15 protein-coding genes and 2 pseudogenes are annotated in these 16,706 nt (G+C 64.6%); 10 read left to right on the top strand and 7 right to left on the bottom strand.

Going from position 1 to position 16,706, the window contains the following annotated elements:
• The first annotated feature begins 19 nt into the window (after positions 1-19).
• From AC1RDS_RS09905 to AC1RDS_RS09890, 4 genes and pseudogenes are all read left to right on the top strand, one after another.
• Positions 20-997 carry an NAD(P)H-dependent flavin oxidoreductase gene (locus AC1RDS_RS09905; RefSeq protein ID WP_092697605.1) on the top strand — a complete coding sequence of 326 codons (978 nt, stop codon included), beginning with the start codon at positions 20-22 and terminating at the stop codon, positions 995-997.
• A gap of 74 nt (positions 998-1,071) precedes the next feature.
• Complete coding sequence (locus AC1RDS_RS09900; RefSeq protein ID WP_287877176.1) at positions 1,072-1,965, top strand: LysR family transcriptional regulator; 894 nt, start codon at positions 1,072-1,074, stop codon at positions 1,963-1,965.
• Positions 1,966-2,014: 49 nt separating this feature from the next.
• Positions 2,015-2,445, top strand: a pseudogene (locus AC1RDS_RS09895) (IS1595-like element ISAte2 family transposase); the annotation flags it as partial.
• Between the two features lie 101 nt (positions 2,446-2,546).
• Positions 2,547-2,666 (top strand): annotated as a pseudogene (locus tag AC1RDS_RS09890) (nucleotide pyrophosphohydrolase); the annotation flags it as partial.
• A 20-nt stretch (positions 2,667-2,686) separates the two neighbouring features.
• On the opposite strand, the gene dld reads toward AC1RDS_RS09890, so the two are convergent.
• The 7 genes from dld to AC1RDS_RS09855 all read right to left on the bottom strand — a co-directional run bounded on the left by dld (position 2,687) and on the right by AC1RDS_RS09855 (position 11,511).
• Entirely contained in the window at positions 2,687-4,441 is a 1,755-nt protein-coding gene (gene dld / locus AC1RDS_RS09885) for a D-lactate dehydrogenase (RefSeq protein WP_092697607.1), read from the bottom strand.
• Positions 4,438-5,577, bottom strand: a complete 1,140-nt coding sequence (gene lldD, locus AC1RDS_RS09880) for an FMN-dependent L-lactate dehydrogenase LldD (RefSeq protein ID WP_492226892.1) — start codon at positions 5,575-5,577, stop codon at positions 4,438-4,440. Before lldD ends, dld begins: the two co-directional genes overlap by 4 nt.
• Before the next feature lie 10 nt (positions 5,578-5,587).
• A complete protein-coding gene (lldR, locus tag AC1RDS_RS09875; RefSeq protein WP_092697609.1) occupies positions 5,588-6,385 on the bottom strand; it encodes a transcriptional regulator LldR in 798 nt (265 codons plus the stop codon).
• A 22-nt stretch (positions 6,386-6,407) separates the two neighbouring features.
• Positions 6,408-8,099, bottom strand: coding sequence for an L-lactate permease (lldP, locus tag AC1RDS_RS09870; protein ID WP_492226891.1), 1,692 nt, complete (start codon positions 8,097-8,099; stop codon positions 6,408-6,410).
• A gap of 503 nt (positions 8,100-8,602) precedes the next feature.
• Positions 8,603-9,637: a DctP family TRAP transporter solute-binding subunit gene (locus tag AC1RDS_RS09865; RefSeq protein ID WP_492226890.1), complete on the bottom strand. Its 1,035-nt coding sequence runs from the start codon at positions 9,635-9,637 to the stop codon at positions 8,603-8,605.
• Between the two features lie 21 nt (positions 9,638-9,658).
• The gene (locus AC1RDS_RS09860; protein ID WP_287877168.1) at positions 9,659-10,957 is read right to left on the bottom strand and encodes a TRAP transporter large permease; all 1,299 of its coding nucleotides are present in this window, start codon (positions 10,955-10,957) and stop codon (positions 9,659-9,661) included.
• On the bottom strand, positions 10,954-11,511 hold the full coding sequence (locus AC1RDS_RS09855; RefSeq protein ID WP_092697613.1) for a TRAP transporter small permease: 558 nt from the start codon (positions 11,509-11,511) through the stop codon (positions 10,954-10,956). The genes AC1RDS_RS09860 and AC1RDS_RS09855 overlap by 4 nt, the downstream gene beginning before the upstream one ends.
• A 184-nt stretch (positions 11,512-11,695) precedes the next feature.
• Here AC1RDS_RS09855 and AC1RDS_RS09850 point away from each other — a divergent pair, with 184 nt between their 5' ends.
• The 6 genes from AC1RDS_RS09850 to AC1RDS_RS09825 all read left to right on the top strand — a co-directional run bounded on the left by AC1RDS_RS09850 (position 11,696) and on the right by AC1RDS_RS09825 (position 16,676).
• Complete coding sequence (locus tag AC1RDS_RS09850) at positions 11,696-12,631, top strand: LysR family transcriptional regulator (protein ID WP_092697614.1); 936 nt, start codon at positions 11,696-11,698, stop codon at positions 12,629-12,631.
• A gap of 369 nt (positions 12,632-13,000) precedes the next feature.
• Complete coding sequence (locus AC1RDS_RS09845; protein ID WP_092697615.1) at positions 13,001-13,900, top strand: amino acid ABC transporter substrate-binding protein; 900 nt, start codon at positions 13,001-13,003, stop codon at positions 13,898-13,900.
• Positions 13,901-14,008: 108 nt separating this feature from the next.
• On the top strand, positions 14,009-14,764 hold the full coding sequence (locus tag AC1RDS_RS09840) for an amino acid ABC transporter permease (protein WP_092697616.1): 756 nt from the start codon (positions 14,009-14,011) through the stop codon (positions 14,762-14,764).
• A gap of 1 nt (position 14,765) precedes the next feature.
• Positions 14,766-15,431 carry an amino acid ABC transporter permease gene (locus AC1RDS_RS09835; protein ID WP_092697617.1) on the top strand — a complete coding sequence of 222 codons (666 nt, stop codon included), beginning with the start codon at positions 14,766-14,768 and terminating at the stop codon, positions 15,429-15,431.
• A 151-nt stretch (positions 15,432-15,582) separates the two neighbouring features.
• Positions 15,583-16,320, top strand: coding sequence for an amino acid ABC transporter ATP-binding protein (locus AC1RDS_RS09830; protein ID WP_092697618.1), 738 nt, complete (start codon positions 15,583-15,585; stop codon positions 16,318-16,320).
• 164 nt (positions 16,321-16,484) lie between these two features.
• A complete protein-coding gene (locus tag AC1RDS_RS09825; protein WP_026436664.1) occupies positions 16,485-16,676 on the top strand; it encodes a DUF7706 family protein in 192 nt (63 codons plus the stop codon).
• Positions 16,677-16,706: the final 30 nt, after the last annotated feature.

The following is a 16,706-nucleotide window of genomic DNA, read 5'->3' as shown; positions in this document are numbered from 1 at the left end:
ACCTTCTGAGCGATTGACCATGAACGCCATCACGTCCCGAATCCCCGCCGCGCTGCAGAACCTGGCGCTGCCCATCATTGCCTCGCCAATGTTCACCGTCAGCTACCCCGAGCTGGTGCTGGCCCAGTGCAAGGCGGGCATCGTGGGCTCGTTCCCGGCGCTCAATGCCCGCCAGCCCGAGCTGCTGGGCGAGTGGCTGCACCAGATGAAGGCCGACCTGGATGCCTACCGCAGCGCCCACCCCGGCCAGCCGGTCGGCCCCATCGCGGTCAACCAGATTGCGCACAGCTCCAACGTGCGCCTGATGCAGGACATGGAAACCTGCATCCAGCACCAGGTGCCCGTCATCATCACGTCGCTGCGCGCGCCTGCGCGCGAAGTCGTGGATGCCGTGCACAGCTACGGCGGCGTGATCTTTCATGACGTGGTCAATGTGCGCCACGCGCAAAAGGCGCTGGAGGCGGGGGTGGACGGCCTGATCGTCGTGGCCGCAGGGGCGGGGGGGCATGCGGGTACCCAGTCGCCCTTTGCCTTGGTGGGCGAGGTGCGGCGCATTTTTGATGGCCCCCTGGCCCTGTCTGGTGCCATGGCCACCGGCGGCGCCGTGCTGGCTGCCCGTGCCATGGGTGCGGACTTTGCCTACATGGGCACGCGCTTTATCGCCAGCAAGGAAGCCAACGCCAGCGAGGAATACAAGCAGGCCATCGTGAAGGCGGGTGCGTCGGACATCATCTACAGCAACTGGTTCTCGGGCGTGCATGGCAACTATCTGCGCGAGAGCATCGAGCGCGTGGGCCTGGACCCGGAAAACCTGCCGGTGGGTGACAAGGCCAACATGAGCTTTGCCGATGGCCGATCCAAGGCCAAGGCCTGGAAAGACATCTGGGGCGCAGGCCAGGGCGTGGGCCAGATCCACGACCTGCCCGAAGTGCGCGAGATCGTGGCCAGGCTGCGCGCCGAATACGACCTGGCCCGCGCACGCATTTGCACGGGTTGACGTCTGGCGCTTTCCAGGTTCAGGGCGGTGGCACGATGACGAAGCCTTATGCTCGCGGTTCGAAGGAGGGGCCGGTGGATCAGTCGCCGTATTTGTTTTTTGCGGAAGTGGTGGAGGCTGGCAGTTTTGCGATTGCGGCCCGGCGCCTGGGCATGGACCGCTCGAATGTCAGCCGCCGTATCAAGGAGCTGGAGCACACCGCGGGTGTGCAATTGCTGCGCCGCACCACCCGCAAGATGGTGCTGACCGATCTGGGCGCTGCGTTCTACGAGCAGTGCCTGGCGGTGCGCAGCGAAATCGAGCAGGCCAAGAACCTTCTGCTGTCGCATGGCGATGGGGTGCGTGGACCCCTGCATGTCAGTTGCCCGCCGGCGATTGGCCGGCTGTACCTGGTGTCTTTGTTCGAGGCGTTCTGTCGCCGTTACCCTGCGGTGTCCCTGCAGATCACCTTGAAGTCGGGCGCGGTGGATTTGATCGATGAGCGGATCGATGTGGCGATCCGTTTCACCAACGAGCCATCGCCACACCAGGTGGCCAGGGTCTTGGGGCAGACACACTGGATTTTTTGTGCCAGCCCGGACTACCTGGCCGAGCATGGCGCCCCGCAGTTTCCCGAGGATCTTGCACACCATGCATGGCTGGGTATGCGCACCCGCATGGAGCTGCAGTTGCGCAAGGAGGCCGCCCTGCACCGCGTGGTGCTGCGCTCGCGCGTCGCCTGCCCCGATTACGCCCTGCTGGGGCAGATGGCCCGCGATGGGCTGGGCGTGTGCCTGCTGCCCGTCTATGTCGCGTCCCGCGGCCTGCCCCAGGGCGGCCTGGTCCAGGTGTTGGCTGACTACCAGATCGAGCCCACGCCTGGCAGCACCTTGTACGCCATGACCCTGCCAGGCATCCATTCACCGCCGCAGGTCAAGGCCTTTGTCCAGTTCCTGGCCGAGACCGTGCAGGCGGAATTCATCCATTGAGATTTCAAGAAAATATAGGCTCGTCTAGCGAATGCTAGTGACGGGCGTCGAAGGGCTCACGCTCAACCAGATGGCCCAGCCGCCTGAGCGTGGCACAAAGCACTGCCTTTCGCCGGAGTCACCGCTTCCTGGCCTGCACCAAGAGCGTGCAGGCTCGCCAGCTTCTCGGTATTGCCGAGGCCGACGAGTCCTCTTTCCCGGTCTCTTGCAAGGGACAAAGAGGGTTGCTGCGCAAGGCGCGCCACCGAGGGGGCAAAGCGCAGGCAGGCTGCAAGGGTTCTGAGTACACACCCGTGCTCATGGCGCGGGACCGCGCGGAGGGTAACGGCCAGCCTCATCCTGGAGGCGAACAAGGCGGTGAGCGTGCAGGCTGCACTCAAGCCCTTGCTGCCACACGACACCATCCTGTGCACCGATGGCCGTGTCACGCTGGCCAGCGTAGCCCAGGCCGTGAACATCAGCCAGGGCGTGCGCGGTCCCTGACATGTGCAGAACGGCAATGCCTATGTCAGCAGGCTGTGTGGGTGGATTCGCTAGAAGAGCCTGAAAATAACCTCTGGCGCTTGGACTTGAATCCGCCCTACCTGCTACAACTGGCCGACCACACCGGCGTGGACCTGCGCGATGCCGTGGAGCGCAAGCTGGTGATGAACGCCATCAAGCACCCGGTGTCTCCCGGTGGCCCGGCTTCTGTCGATTGACCCAAGCCGGGCGGGGGTGCTCACGCGTTCTCTGAATACCCCTTGGGCCAGCCGCCGCTGGCGTGGTTGCACTCCTGCCAGTCGCGCCCGCGCGGGGTGTGGCCAATGCCGGGGTTGAAGGTGTTGGTGGGGTCCAGCGACTGGTAGAAGCCCGCCAGTGCGGGCTTGGCCACATAAAGGTGGCCCACGTTGTGCTCGGCCGGGTACTCGGCGCGGCGCTCGTCCAGCAGCTCCCACATGCGGTGCTCCATGGCCAGCGGGTCCACGCCCTTCTTCACGATGTAGTCCTGGTGGAACACATGGCAGAAGAAGTGGCCGTAGTACAGCTTGTGCACCACATCGCGCTCCACGTCCTGCGGCAGTTGTTCCACCCATGCGCGGTCGTTGCGGCGCAGGGCAATGTCCAGCGCCACGATGTCTTCCACCTCGCTGCGGTGCACTTCGCGGTAGCGGATGGCGGCGCCCGCAATCGCAAAGCGGTGCAGGAAGGCCTTGCGCCCTTCGTCGGCATCGCACTCGAACCAGCCGCCCTGGGTGCTGTTCGCAAAGTGCTCCGTCAGGAACGTGCGCGTGGCGTCCACCTGGTCGTTCGATACGCGCACCAGCAGGTGGTGCTCGTACAGGTCGCGCCACTGGCGCACGCGCCGCGGCAGGTGGCTGGGCAGCAACCGGGTCACGGCCTGGATGGCGTGGTCCACAAAACCGCGCATCCCGAGGCGTTCAAAGAAGCCGTCGAATCGGCTCTTCAGTGCAAACGCCGCAGGCACGCGGGCCGTGCCAAAGCGGTCGATGAGCAGGAAGGTGTCCTTGCCGTATTTCTCGCCAATGTCGAACGCGGTGCGGTGGATGTACTCGCCCGCAATGGGCGGGCGCGGTAGCGCCGTGAGCAGGTGGCGGCGCACGGCCGTGAGGTCATCGGGCGTGTTGCTGCCGATGTAGAACACCGTGCTGGGTTCTTTGGGGAAGGTGTCGAGCCGCACGGCAAACAGGCACACCTTGCCAGCCGAGCCCGAGGCCTCGAACAGGCGGGACGGGTCGGCATTGAAGCGGGCGGGGCTGTCGGCGTCCACGGCGCGCACGTCCTGGGCGTAGCGGGCGTCCGATGCGGCGCGCTCGGGCTCGTGGCGCACGTCGGCTTCGGTGTAGCTGCCGTTTTGCAGGCGGGTCAGGATGTCTTCGGGTGTGTCGCCCAGCGCGATGCCCAGGTGGTTCACCAACTCCAGCGTGCCGTCATCGCGCACGCGGGCGTACAGCGCCAGCTCGGTATAGGCCGGGCCCCGGCGCACCAGCGCGCCGCCCGAGTTGTTGCAGATGCCGCCCAGCACCGAGGCGCCGATGCACGACGAGCCGATGACCGAATGCGGCTCGCGGTTGAAGGGGATCAGTGTCTGCTCCAGCCGGTCGAGCGTGGCGCCGGGCAGGCACACCACCTGCTCGCCGCCGCGCACCACCTGCACGCCCGCGATGCGCAGCGTGTTGATGAGCACGATCTCGCGGTCGTAGCCGCTGCCATCGGGCGTGGAGCCGCCCGTGAGGCCGGTGTTGGCCGCCTGCATGATGACGATGCGGTCGGCCGCCACGGCGGCCTGCAGCACCTTCCATTGCTCCAGCAGCGTGCCGGGGCGCACCACGGCCAGCACCGGGCCTTCGCCGGTGCGGTGGCCCTTGCGAAAGCGCCGGGTGGCCTGGTCGTCGGTCAGTACATGGGCGGCGCCCACGGCCTCGCGCAACTGCGTCAGCAAGACATCGCGGGTGATTTGCGGGGCGTCGCTCATGCTTCCCGTACCAGCAGGTCGCCGGTGATGTCGGCCACGCGGGCCACGCTGGTCAGGGTCATGGCCACGCGCATTTCTTTCTCCAGCAGCTCCAGCAGGTGTTTGACGCCCGCCTCGCCCGCTGTGGCCAGCGCGTAGATGAAAGCGCGGCCAATCATGGCGCAGTCCGCGCCCAGGGCAATGGCGCGCACCACGTCCAGCCCGTTGCGGATGCCAGAGTCGGCCAGGATCTTGATCTGGCCCTTCACCGCGTCGGCAATGGCCGGCAGGGCGCGGGCCGACGACAGCACGCCGTCGAGCTGGCGGCCGCCGTGGTTGGAGACGATGATGCCGTCCGCGCCAAAGCGCACGGCATCCTTGGCGTCCTCGGGGTCGAGGATGCCCTTGATGACCATCGGGCCCTTCCAGAAGGCGCGGATCCACTCCAGGTCTTTCCACGAGATGGATGGGTCGAAGTTGGCGCCCAGGTAGCCCATGTAGTCCTCCAGGCCCGTGGGGCTGCCGCGGTAGGCCGAGATGTTGCCCAGATCGTGCGGGCGGCCCAGCAGGCCCACGTCCACGGCCCAGCGGGGGTGCGTCACCGCCTGCCAGTAGCGGCGCAGGGCGGCGTTGGGGCCGCTCATGCCCGAATGCGCGTCGCGGTAGCGCGCGCCGGGCACGGGCATGTCCACCGTGAACACCAGGGTGGTGCAGCCCGCGGCCTGCGCGCGCTCCAGCGCGTTCTGCATGAAACCCCGGTCTTTCAGCACGTAGAGCTGGAACCACATGGGGCGTTGGAGCTTGGGCGCCACTTCTTCAATGGGGCAGACCGACACGCTGGACATGGTGAAGGGAATGCCATGCGCGTCGGCCGCACGCGCGGCCTGCACTTCGCCGCGGCGGCGGAACATGCCGGTCAGGCCCACGGGCGACAGGGCCACGGGAATCGAGAGCTTTTCGCCGAACAGCTCGATGCCGGTGTCGAGGCGGCTCATGTCCTTGAGCACGCGCTGGCGCAGCGCGACGGCGGCGAAGTCATCCACATTGCGGCGCAGCGTCTGCTCGGCATAGGCGCCGCCGTCTACGTAGTGGAACAGGAAGGGCGGGAGAAACTCTTGCGCCGCTGCGCGGTAGTCGTCGCTGGAGGAGATGATCATGATGGCTCTCTCAAATCGGTTGGGGCGGCTGCGCTGCAGGCAGCAGCGTCGGCGCCAGGTCAAGGGGAAGGCGCGTGGAACGTTCGCGCCGTGCGCGGTCTTCGTCCATGCGCTGGATGGTGGTGCGCACATGCTCCAGGTGTTCACCAATGCATTCGCGCGCGCGTTGCGGGTCGCCGTCCAGAATGGCCTGCATCAGCGCCTGGTGCTGCGCGGTGAGCGCCTGCAGGGTGACGGGTGCGCTCAGGCGGAACATGTCGTGGCGGTTGCGCTCCACGGTGGAGAGCACCACGGTGAACAGGCTGTGCATCACCTGCACCAGCACCAGGTTGTGCGAGGCTTCTGCGATGGCCAGGTGGAACTGCGCGTCGGCGCGCGCTGCCAGCTCGGCATGGCCGCCTTGCTGGTGCTGCAGCATCACGTCAAAGCAGCGCTGGATGTGCACCTTGTCCTGGGCGGTGGCGCGCTGCGCAGCCAGCCAGGCGGTGCTGGTCTCCAGGGCGTGGCGCGTTTCCAGCACGTCATAGCGGTACTGGGGGTCGGACTCGATCAGGCCCGCCAGCGGCACCATGGCTTCCTGCAGCCACTCCGCGGGTTTGTTGGACTGCTGCACGTAGGTGCCATCGCCGCGCCGGGCCGAGAGCACACCCTGGCTGGTGAGCTTCTGGATGGCTTCGCGCACCGAGGTGCGCGAAACGCCCAGATCTTCGGCCAACTGGCGTTCGGCTGGCAGGCGCTGGCCGGGCTGCAGCCCGCGTGTCTGTACCAGGGCCAGCAGTTTTTCGACAACGTGATCGGCTAGGCGCATGGGGGCTCTCGGATTCAGGGTTTCAATGACCCGGAATCATCCACGTAAACACATAGGCCTGCAGCGTGGTGATGATGCCGATGATGGCGGCGAACGTCAGGCTGTGCTTGACGGTGAAGCGGAACAGGTCCGATTCCTTGCCTGACAGGCCCACGGCCGCGCAGGCAATGGCGATGGATTGGGGCGAAATCATCTTGCCTGTGACGCCGCCGGTGGTGTTGGCAGCCACCGTGAGCACGGGTGGCAGGCCCAGCTGGTGCGCCGTGGTGGCCTGCAGTGCGCCAAACAGGGCGTTGGCCGAGGTGTCAGAGCCCGTGAGGAATACGCCGATCCAGCCCAGGAAGGGCGAGAAGAACGCAAACGCCTGGCCGGTGTGGGCCAGCGCCAGCGCCAGCGTGGCCGACAGGCCCGAGTAGTTGGCCACGAACGCGAAGGCCAGCACCATGCCGATGGAGTAGATCGGGATGAGCAGCTCGCGCACCGTCTCGCCCAGCGTGACCACGGCCTTGGCCGGGGAGAAGCGGGCGAAGGCCATGGTCAGGATGGCAGCAATCAGGATGGCCGTGCCGGTGGCGGCCAGCCAGTTGAAGGTGTACACCGCGCCGTAGGGCGTGGCCTGCGCCACCACGGGGGGCATCTTGGCGACCAGCTTGTCCAGCATGGGCACGGGGATGTTGATGATGGTGGAAGCCAGGGGGCCACCTGCGGCAAACAGCGCCTTGAAGGGCTTGATGCTCCACAGCGTGACCATGCCGGTCAGGATGATGAAGGGCGACCAGGCCTTGACGATGGCGCCCGCGGTGAGGGGCGCCTCTGCCTTGGTCGACGGGGCGGCCTGCCCGGCCGCGGCTTTGCCTTGCGGGGCGCTGTCGCTGTTCTCAAAACGGAAGATGCGCTTGGGCTGCCACACCTTGAGGAAGGCGGTGAGTGCGATCAGCGAGACGATGGCCGAAGTGATGTCGGGCAGCTCGGGGCCAATGTAGTTGGCGGTCAGGAACTGCGTCAGGGCGAACGAGCCGCCGCCCACCAGCACGGCAGGCCAGGTCTCCTTCACGCCGCGCCAGCCGTCCATGATGGCCATGATCCAGAACAGCACCAGGATGGTCATGAAGGGCAGCTGGCGCCCGGCCATCTGGCCGATGATGAAGGGATCGATGCCCGACACCTGGCCCGCCACGATGATGGGAATGCCCATCGCGCCAAAGGCCACGGGGGCGGTGTTGGCGATCAGGCACAGGCCGGCGGCGTACAGCGGCTTGAAGCCCAGTCCCACCAGCAGCGCAGCGGTGATGGCCACGGGCGCGCCAAAACCGGCCGCGCCTTCCAGGAAAGCACCAAAGCAAAAGCCCACCAGGATGAGCTGCAGGCGCTGGTCGTGCGTGACCGACAGGATGGAGCTGCGGATGACATCGAACTGCCCGGTCTTGACCGACAGCTTGTACAGAAACACGGCCGCCACAATGATCCAGGCGATGGGCCACAGGCCGTAGAAGAAGCCATACACCGCCGATGCCAGCGCGGCGCTGACCGGCATCTTGTAGAACAGCAGCGCCACGCCCAGGGCCAGCAGCACCGTCACGGTGCCCGCCTGGTAGCCCTTGAGCCGCAGTTTGGTCAGGGCCAGAAAGAAAAAGACGATGGGGATGAGGGCTACGAGCGCTGACAGCCAGATGTTCCCGGCCGGGTCGTAGTTTTGTTGCCAGAGGGTTTGCATAACGGTAAGTGAGGCATTGAAACGCAGACAAAGGCCAGGGGCCCATGGCTTTCTTCACCGCAGTGGATGCGCCGCATTGGGGCGGCGTAGTCTCCGGCCGCTGGCCCCGCAGGTCAGGGGGCCTGAGGGGTGGGCTGGCATGAAAGCAGGCTTGGTGCTTTGCCTTCATTGGTAAACTTTGGACTTAATTGGTATGACCAATATAGCCAATCCATGCGAATTGGCTGGATTTTGTGTCTTATAGTGGGTGATATTTATAGGGTAAATACTTAGTTGTGGTCTTTTGTTTGAATTTTTGTTTATTGGTTGTACCAATTTACCTTGGCGCGATGTGCTGCCTGGGGCTCAACGGTGCCAGTACGGTGTGTGAGCCGCCGTTGTGGCAGGTGTGCGCGGCGTTGCTGGCCCCCGGGGTCTAGGCGGTAGACCGAGGATTGGCATAAAAAAAGCTTCTAGCGCTTGATACACAAGCGCTAGAAGCTATGGTTTCAGGAGTAATTGGCTTACTTGCGTGCTGCAATCGACTTTTCTGCCAGGTTCACCAGGTCGGCACCAATCTGGCCCTTCCACTTCTCGACCACGGGGCGCGTGGCCTTCACGAAGGCTTCGCGTTCGGCGGGCGTGAGCTGCGTCACGGTGACGCCATGGCTGGCGATCTCTTTCAGCAGCGGCTTGTCGGCCTCGACCACGCCCTTGCGCGCAATGGCGACCTGCTCTTTGCCCGCGTCGATGGCGGCCTGTTTGACGATCTCGCGGTCGGCGGGTGTCCAGCTGTTCCAGATGTCCTTGTTCACCACGAAGATCAGCGGATCATTCATGTAGCCCCACAGCGTCAGGTGCTTTTGCGCCACGGTGTACAGCTTGGCAGCCATATAGACCGACAGGGGGTTCTCTTGTCCATCGACGGCGCTGCTGGCCATGGCCGGCTGGGCGTCGGCCCAGCTCATCTGCGTGGGGTTGGCGCCCAGGGCGGTGAAGGTGTCCAGGAACAGGGGCGAGCCCACCACGCGGATCTTCATGCCCTTGAGGTCTTCGGGCGTCTTGATGGCCTTCTTGGAGTTGGAGATCTCGCGGTAGCCGTTTTCGCCCCAGGCCAGCGGCACCACGCCGGCTTTCTCCAGCGTCTGGAACAGGCTCTTGCCTACTTCGCCCTGCGTGAGCGCATCGGCGGCGGCGTAGTCGGGCATCAGGAAGGGCAGCGAGAACAGGTTGAGCTGCTTGACCTGGGGCGACCAGTTGATGGTCGAGCCCACGGCCATGTCGATCACGCCCTGGCGCAGTGCGCTGAATTCGCGTGTCTGGTCGCCCTGGATCAGCGAGACGCCAGGGTAGAGCTTGATGTTGATGCGGCCGTTGGTGCGCTCGCGCACCTTGTTGGCCCACAGCTCGCCGCCCTTGCCCCAGGGGAAAGCGGTGCCCAGCACCAGCGACATGCGGTATTCGCTCTTGTACGCGGTTTGGGCGATGGCCGCGGGCGCGGTAAAGGCCAGGGCGGCCGCAGCGGCCACGGCCGAGGTAAGGAACGTACGCAGTTTCATTTTTCAGTCTCCTTGTTGAAATCAATAGCCAAGTTTGGCAGGCAGCCACAGCGCCAGTGGCGGGAAGGCAATCACCAGCACCATGACGAGGAACATGGCGAACAGCATCCAGCCGACCCAGCGCACGGTGGATTCCATGCGCACGCCGGCGATGCGGCAGGACACCATCAGGTTCACGGCCAGCGGCGGGGTGAACTGGCCCAGCGCCACCTTGAGGGTCAGGATCACGCCGAACCACACCGGGTCCCAGTGGTAGTGGTTCATGATGGGCAGCAGCAGCGGCACGAAGATCAAAAAGATCGAGATGCCGTCGAGGAACATGCCCACGGTGATCAGCAGCACGATCAGCAGCGCCAGCACACCGTATTCACCCAGGCCCGAATTCACGATGGCGTTGGCCACCGGGTCGATCACGCCCAGGGTGGACAGCGAATAGGCAAAGATGCCTGCCAGCGACACCACGATGAGGATCACCGCCGACAGCTCGCCCGACTCGCGCAGGATGGGGAACAGGTCACGCACGGAGATGGTGCGGTGGATGACCATGCCCACGAACAGGCCGTAGAACACCGCCACCACGGCGGCTTCGGTGGGGGTGAACCAGCCCGCGCGCATGCCGCCCAGGATGAGCACCGGCGCGGCCAAGCCCCACAGGGCTTCGCGCAGGCTCTGCCAGAAGGGGGGGCGGGGCAGGGTGGCTTCGAGCGCGCCCATCTTGTGTTGGCGCGCCATCCACACGGCCGGAACGATCAGGGCGATGCCGGCCAGGATGCCAGGGATCATGCCCGCGGCGAACAGCGCGGGCACCGAGGCACCGGGCACCAGCACCGAGTAGATGATGAAAGCCACCGAGGGCGGGATCAGGATGTCGGTGGCGGCCGCAGCGCCCACGACGCTGGCCGAGAACGAGGGCGGGTAGCCCGCGCGCGACATGGCGGCAATCATCACGCCGCCCACGGCGGCGGCGTTGGCCGGGCCCGAGCCCGAGATGCCGCCCAGGAACATGGCCACGGCAATCGCCACCAGCGGCAGCATGCCGGGGCCGCGCCCGACGATGGCCACGGCAAAATTCACCAGGCGCAGGGCCACGCCAGAGCGGTCGAAGATGGAGCCGACCAGCACGAACATGGGAATGGCCAGCAGCGGGTATTTGCCCAGGCCGGCGTAGAAGTTCTGCGGCACGGCCAGCAGGCCGAACCACTGGCTGTCGGCATTGGCCAGCGCAATGGCGGCGGCACCGGCCAGGCCCAGGGCGGCACCAATCGGCACGCCGACGAACATCATGGCCAGGAAGGCCACGAACAAGAGCGTAGCGATCATGCCTGGAAGTCTCCGTGGTGGTCTGCGGGCGGTGCCTGGCGGCCGCGCCGGATGAACAGGCCGATGGCGCGCGCGGCAATCAGCGCCGAGATCAGGGGCAGCCAGATCGAATACCACCACTGGGGCACGCCGATGCCGGGTGAGGTTTCGCCAAAGCGGTAGTCGTCCCACACCACGCGCACGCTCAGCACGGCGATCAGGCCGAACAGCAGCGCCACCATGAGCGCGCCAAACCGTGCCAGCAGCTTGCGGCGGGCAACGGAGCCGCCTTCGGCAAAGTATTCGATGCGGATGTGCTGGTCGCGTGCCACTGCAGCCGAGCCGGCCACCAGTGCCAGCACGATCATCAGGAAGACTGAAATCTCTTCGGTCCAGGCAAACGAGGAATTGGTGAAGTAGCGCACCAGCACGTTGGCGAAGGTGATGAGGGCCAGGGCGGCCATCACGATCACCGTGAGCCAGTCTTCGATGCGCAGCGAGCGGGGAGCGTTGTCTTCGGGCGCCGTGGGCGCGGGCGCAGAGGCCGTCGGCCCGGGAGGGGAGGAGGGTGGCATGGGGCAGAGTCTCGGGGAAACAAACAGGGCGAATGCTGTCGCTCTGCCCGGCAGTGTTGTGCACCAGGGGCCTTGGACGGGGCGGGCGCTGTGTGCGCCGCTGCATATTATGGGGCGTGTTGCTGAGGTCACTTGCCTTCGAGTAACCGGGGCGAAAGCGCCTGCGCGCGCGGATAATGCGGCGATGGAAACCAAGTGGCTTGAAGATTTTGTCAGCCTGGCCGAGACGCGCAGCTTCAGCCGGTCTGCCCAGCTGAGGCATGTGACGCAACCGGCCTTTTCACGCCGTATCCAGGCGCTGGAAGCGTGGGCCGGAACCGATCTGGTCGATCGCAGTTCCTATCCCACCCGGCTGACATCGGCGGGCAAGACGCTGTACGACCAGGCGCTGGAGATGCTGCAAGCCATGCAGAACACGCGTGCCATGCTGCGCGCGCACACCAGCGCCAGCCGGGACATGATCGAGTTTGCGGTGCCGCACACGCTGGCCTTCACTTTTTTCCCGGCGTGGGTGTCAAGCCTGCACGGGAAATTCGGCCCCTTCAAGAGCCGCCTGATTGCGCTCAATGTGCACGATGCGGTGATGCGCCTGGTGGAAGGGGGCTGCGATCTGATGATCGCCTACCACCACGCTTCGCAACCTTTCCAGCTGGACACCGACCGCTACGAGATGGTGAACCTGGGGCAAGAGGTGCTGTCGCCCTACAGCAAGGCCGACGCCGATGGGCAGCCGCTGTTTCGCCTGCCCGGCCGCGCCGGCCAGCCGCTGCCCTACCTGGGTTACGCGCCTGGCGCCTACCTGGGGCGCATGACCGAGCTCATCCTCAAGGAGTCGGGCACCGCCATCCATCTGGAGCGGGTCTATGAAACCGACATGGCCGAAGGCCTCAAGGCCATGGCGCTGGAGGGGCATGGCGTGGCGTTCCTGCCGCACAGTGCCGTCAGGAAGGATGTGCGCGAGCGCAAACTGGTGAGCGCGGTACCTGAAGACCAGGCGGGCCTGCAGATCGTGATGGACGTGCGCGCCTACCGCGAGAAACCTGGCGCAAAAGAAGCGCCGAAAGGCACAGCCCAGGCCTTGTGGGCCTATTTGCAGGCGCAAGGTTCCATGCAGATATAAACTGCTCGGTTGGTTTTTCGGGCCTTCTGCAGTGAAAATTCACAGGACTGTCAGCAACAGTCCAGGGCGGGTCGGAACAGGCCGCGGAGCTTGCAGCAAAACATCGCTGTGGCACAAAGATTGCAAGTTCTCATGGCAGGTATTCACAAGGGCATCACGGCATGCAGATTGGGCAATGGGTGGGGGCATGGGGCTTGGCCGCCGAGGGCCCTGCCTTTCGCGCGATTTCTGGAAATACCCTTCCGACCAGGTGCCGTTCTGAACGGCACGGCAGGTAAACCCCCTGTTCTGGACTGTGCCACCCGCACACAATGCGGGTGGACGCAAGTCTCTAGAATTCCTTTTTTACATGACAACTAGGAGATTGAAATGAAGAAGCACATTTTCGCGATGGCCGTGGTCACACTCGCGGCCGGTAGCGCTTTTGCGCAGGCTGGTGATACGCTGGCCAAGATCAAGTCTTCGGGCAGCATCACGCTGGGCGTGCGTGAATCCTCGGGCCTGTCCTACACGCTGGGCAACGGCAAGTACGTGGGCTTCCATACCGAGATGGCCGAAGTCATCATCTCCGACATCCGCAAGCAGCTGGGTCTGTCCGCGCTGGAAACCAAGTACCAGCCTGTCACCTCGCAAAACCGTATCCCGCTGGTGACCAACGGCACGGTGGATCTGGAGTGCGGCTCCACCACCAACAACGCGGCCCGCCAGAAGGACGTGGCCTTTGCCGTGACCACCTATGTGGAAGAGGTGCGCATGGTCGTCAAGGCCAATTCGGGCATCACTTCGATCAAGGACCTGAACGGCAGGAGCGTGGCCACCACCACCGGCACCACCTCGGTGCAGACCCTGCGCAAGAACGAGCGCGCCGGCGGCATCGACTTCAAGGAAGTCTATGGCAAGGACCATGCCGACAGCTTCCTGCTGCTGGAAACCGGCCGTGCCGATGCGTTCGTGATGGACGGCTCCATCCTGGCCGCCAACATCTCCAAGTCCAAGAACCCGGCCGATTTCAAGATCGTCGGTGAAGTGCTGTCGGTCGAGCCGATTGCCTGCATGTTGCGCAAGAACGACCCGGCCTTCAAGAAGGCCGTGGACGACAGCATCAAACGCCAGATCGCCGACGGTTCGCTGGCCAAGCTGTACGACAAGTGGTTCATGCAGCCCGTGCCGCCCACCAACACCAAGATCGGCCTGCCCCTGTCGGAAGCCACCAAGGCGGCCTGGGCCCACCCCAACGACAAGCCCATGGAAGACTACGCCAAGAAATAATCGGCACTCGGCAACGCCCCTTCGAGCCATGCGTGTTCGGGGGGGCTTTTTTTGTTGGACGCGCGCCATGCGCTGTCCGGCTTCATGCAGAAATTGGGGGGTACTCCTATGAGTTGGGATTGGCAGGTGTTCTGCCAGGACACCTTGGATAAAGAGGTGGTGCAAGGCTGCTTCGGCAAGGGCGGTGACATCACTTATCTGGACTGGATGCTGTCGGCCTGGGGCTGGACCGTGTCGGTTTCGCTGTTGGCACTGTTGCTGGCGCTGGTGCTGGGGTCGGTCATTGGCACGCTGCGCACATTGCAGGGGCGGCCGGTGGTCGTGCGCCTGGGCAATGCCTGGGTGGAACTGTTCCGCAACATCCCGTTGCTGGTGCAGATTTTCCTGTGGTACCACGTGGTACCGACGCTGTTTCCGGTGATGCAGGGCGTGCCCGGCTTCGTGCTGGTGGTGCTGGCGCTGGGCTTTTTCACGTCGGCGCGTATTGCCGAGCAGGTGCGCTCGGGCATCCAGGCCCTGCCGCGCGGCCAGCGCTATGCAGGCCTGGCGATGGGCTTCACAACCTTCCAGACCTACCGCTACGTGCTGCTGCCCATGGCGTTTCGCATCATCATTCCGCCGCTGACCAGCGAGACGATGAACATCTTCAAGAACTCGTCGGTGGCGTTTGCCGTGTCGGTGGCCGAACTCACGATGTTCGCCATGCAGGCACAGGAAGAAACCTCGCGCGGCATCGAGGTCTACCTGGCCGTCACGGCCTGCTACATCGTCTCGGCATTTGCCATCAACCGCATCATGGCTTTCATCGAAAAGCGTGCCCGCGTGCCGGGCATGGTCGTGGCCGGCGGATCGGGAGGGCACTGACATGAATCTTGACTTCTCCTTCTACAACTGGGACCTGATCTCCAACTTCGTGCTCAAGGGGCTGTATTTCAGCCTCGTGCTCACGCTGGTGGCCACGGTTGGCGGCGTGCTGTTCGGCACCGTGCTGGCGCTGATGCGCCTGTCGGGCAAGAAGTGGCTCGATATTCCCGCCACCATCTATGTCAACGGCATGCGCAGCATTCCGCTGGTGATGGTGATCCTGTGGTTCTTCCTGCTGGTGCCCGCCATCATTGGCCGTCCCATCGGCGCCGAAGTGTCGGCGGTGGTCACCTTCATCGCTTTTGAAGCCGCGTATTTCAGCGAAATCATGCGCGCGGGCATCCAGTCGGTGCCGCGGGGGCAGGTGTATGCGGGCCAAGCGATGGGCATGACCTACAGCCAGAACATGAAGCTGGTGATCCTGCCGCAGGCGTTTCGCAACATGCTGCCGGTGCTGCTGACGCAGACCATCATCCTGTTCCAGGACACCTCGCTGGTCTATGCCATTGGCGCCTACGACATGCTCAAGGGCTTTGAAGTGGCCGGCAAGAACTTTGGCCGCCCCATCGAGGCCTATCTGGCTGCGGCGGTGCTGTACTTTGCGATGTGCTATGCCTTGTCCTGGATGGTCAAGCGCCTGCACCAGAAGATCGCAATTATTCGATGACACCCCCTGAGTCGCTTCGTGCCTTCCCCCTCCAGGGGGACGACACCGGTGGCCTGGCAAAGCCAGTTCCACGGTGTCTGCTGGCGACGGCCGTGCCGGTTGGGCGGCCAGTGCCCTGAACAAGTGACGAGAGAAGAGATTGGAGAAAGAAATGATCGAACTCAAAAATGTATCCAAGTGGTATGGCCCCGTGCAGGTGCTGACCGATTGCTCCACCACCATCCAGAAAGGCGAGGTGGTGGTGGTGTGCGGTCCTTCGGGTTCCGGCAAGTCCACGCTGATCAAGACCATCAATGCACTGGAGCCCTTCCAGGAGGGCGAAATCTATGTGGATGGCGTGGCCGTGCACGACCCCAAGACCGACCTGCCCAAGCTGCGCAGCCGCGTGGGCATGGTGTTCCAGCACTTCGAGCTGTTTCCGCACCTGTCGGTGACGGACAACCTGACCATCGCCCAGGTCAAGGTGCTGGGCCGCAGCGCCGACGAAGCCAGGAAGCGCGGCCTCAAGATGCTGGAGCGCGTGGGCCTGATGGCGCACAAGGACAAGTTCCCGGGCCAGCTCTCGGGCGGCCAGCAGCAGCGCGTGGCCATTGCGCGGGCGCTGAGCATGGACCCCATCGTGATGCTGTTCGACGAGCCCACCTCGGCCCTCGACCCCGAAATGGTGGGTGAGGTGCTGGATGTGATGGTGGGCCTGGCCCACGAAGGCATGACCATGATGTGCGTGACCCACGAAATGGGCTTCGCGCGCAAGGTCGCCAGCCGCGTGATCTTCATGGACGTGGGCGGCAAGATCCTGGAGGACTGCTCCAGGGACGAGTTCTTCGGCCACCCCGAGAACCGCCAGCCACGCACCAAGGAATTCCTCAACAAGATCCTGCAGCACTGAGGGCACTGCACGTCCCGTCGCCCAGCGGCACCTTCGGGTGCCGTTGGCCTTTTCAGGCCGGGGCGGGCTGTGCCATGCGCGTCCCATCCGCCGGTAAGATGCCCCTGGCCGGAATCTCCCGGCATGCGGCCGCAATGGCCTGAAGCCTGAACGAGATACTGACAATGAAACAACCCGTGGTCATCACCGCTGAGCTGACACCCGAAAACGCCCAGGCGCTGGCGCGCTTCGTCAAGAACATCGGCCATGAGGGCATCCGGGCGTGTTCCCGGGACGATGCGGAAACCTTCCTCGTGCGCGATGCGCTCGATTCGCTGCGTGAGGCGCTGGATCTCGCCGGTTACGACCCTGAATAAACCCATGGCTGCCGCCATCCGGGACGCGAT

The organism is Acidovorax sp. GW823-FHT02H02, assembly GCF_058797075.1.
The sequence above is the reverse complement of the archived record's forward strand: the minus strand, read 5'-3'. Positions and strand labels throughout refer to the sequence as shown.

Bases quoted from the DNA above. Each gene is read 5' to 3' on its own strand.
- AC1RDS_RS09905 (WP_092697605.1), top strand. From the start codon at position 20: ATGAACGCCATCACGTCCCGAATCCCCGCCGCGCTGCAGAACCTGGCG.
- dld (WP_092697607.1), bottom strand. From the start codon at position 4,441: ATGAGCGACGCCCCGCAAATCACCCGCGATGTCTTGCTGACGCAGTTG.
- lldD (WP_492226892.1), bottom strand. From the start codon at position 5,577: ATGATCATCTCCTCCAGCGACGACTACCGCGCAGCGGCGCAAGAGTTT.
- lldR (WP_092697609.1), bottom strand. From the start codon at position 6,385: ATGCGCCTAGCCGATCACGTTGTCGAAAAACTGCTGGCCCTGGTACAG.
- lldP (WP_492226891.1), bottom strand. From the start codon at position 8,099: ATGCAAACCCTCTGGCAACAAAACTACGACCCGGCCGGGAACATCTGG.
- AC1RDS_RS09865 (WP_492226890.1), bottom strand. From the start codon at position 9,637: ATGAAACTGCGTACGTTCCTTACCTCGGCCGTGGCCGCTGCGGCCGCC.
- AC1RDS_RS09860 (WP_287877168.1), bottom strand. From the start codon at position 10,957: ATGATCGCTACGCTCTTGTTCGTGGCCTTCCTGGCCATGATGTTCGTC.
- AC1RDS_RS09855 (WP_092697613.1), bottom strand. From the start codon at position 11,511: ATGCCACCCTCCTCCCCTCCCGGGCCGACGGCCTCTGCGCCCGCGCCC.
- AC1RDS_RS09850 (WP_092697614.1), top strand. From the start codon at position 11,696: ATGGAAACCAAGTGGCTTGAAGATTTTGTCAGCCTGGCCGAGACGCGC.
- AC1RDS_RS09845 (WP_092697615.1), top strand. From the start codon at position 13,001: ATGAAGAAGCACATTTTCGCGATGGCCGTGGTCACACTCGCGGCCGGT.
- AC1RDS_RS09840 (WP_092697616.1), top strand. From the start codon at position 14,009: ATGAGTTGGGATTGGCAGGTGTTCTGCCAGGACACCTTGGATAAAGAG.
- AC1RDS_RS09835 (WP_092697617.1), top strand. From the start codon at position 14,766: ATGAATCTTGACTTCTCCTTCTACAACTGGGACCTGATCTCCAACTTC.
- AC1RDS_RS09830 (WP_092697618.1), top strand. From the start codon at position 15,583: ATGATCGAACTCAAAAATGTATCCAAGTGGTATGGCCCCGTGCAGGTG.
- AC1RDS_RS09825 (WP_026436664.1), top strand. From the start codon at position 16,485: ATGAAACAACCCGTGGTCATCACCGCTGAGCTGACACCCGAAAACGCC.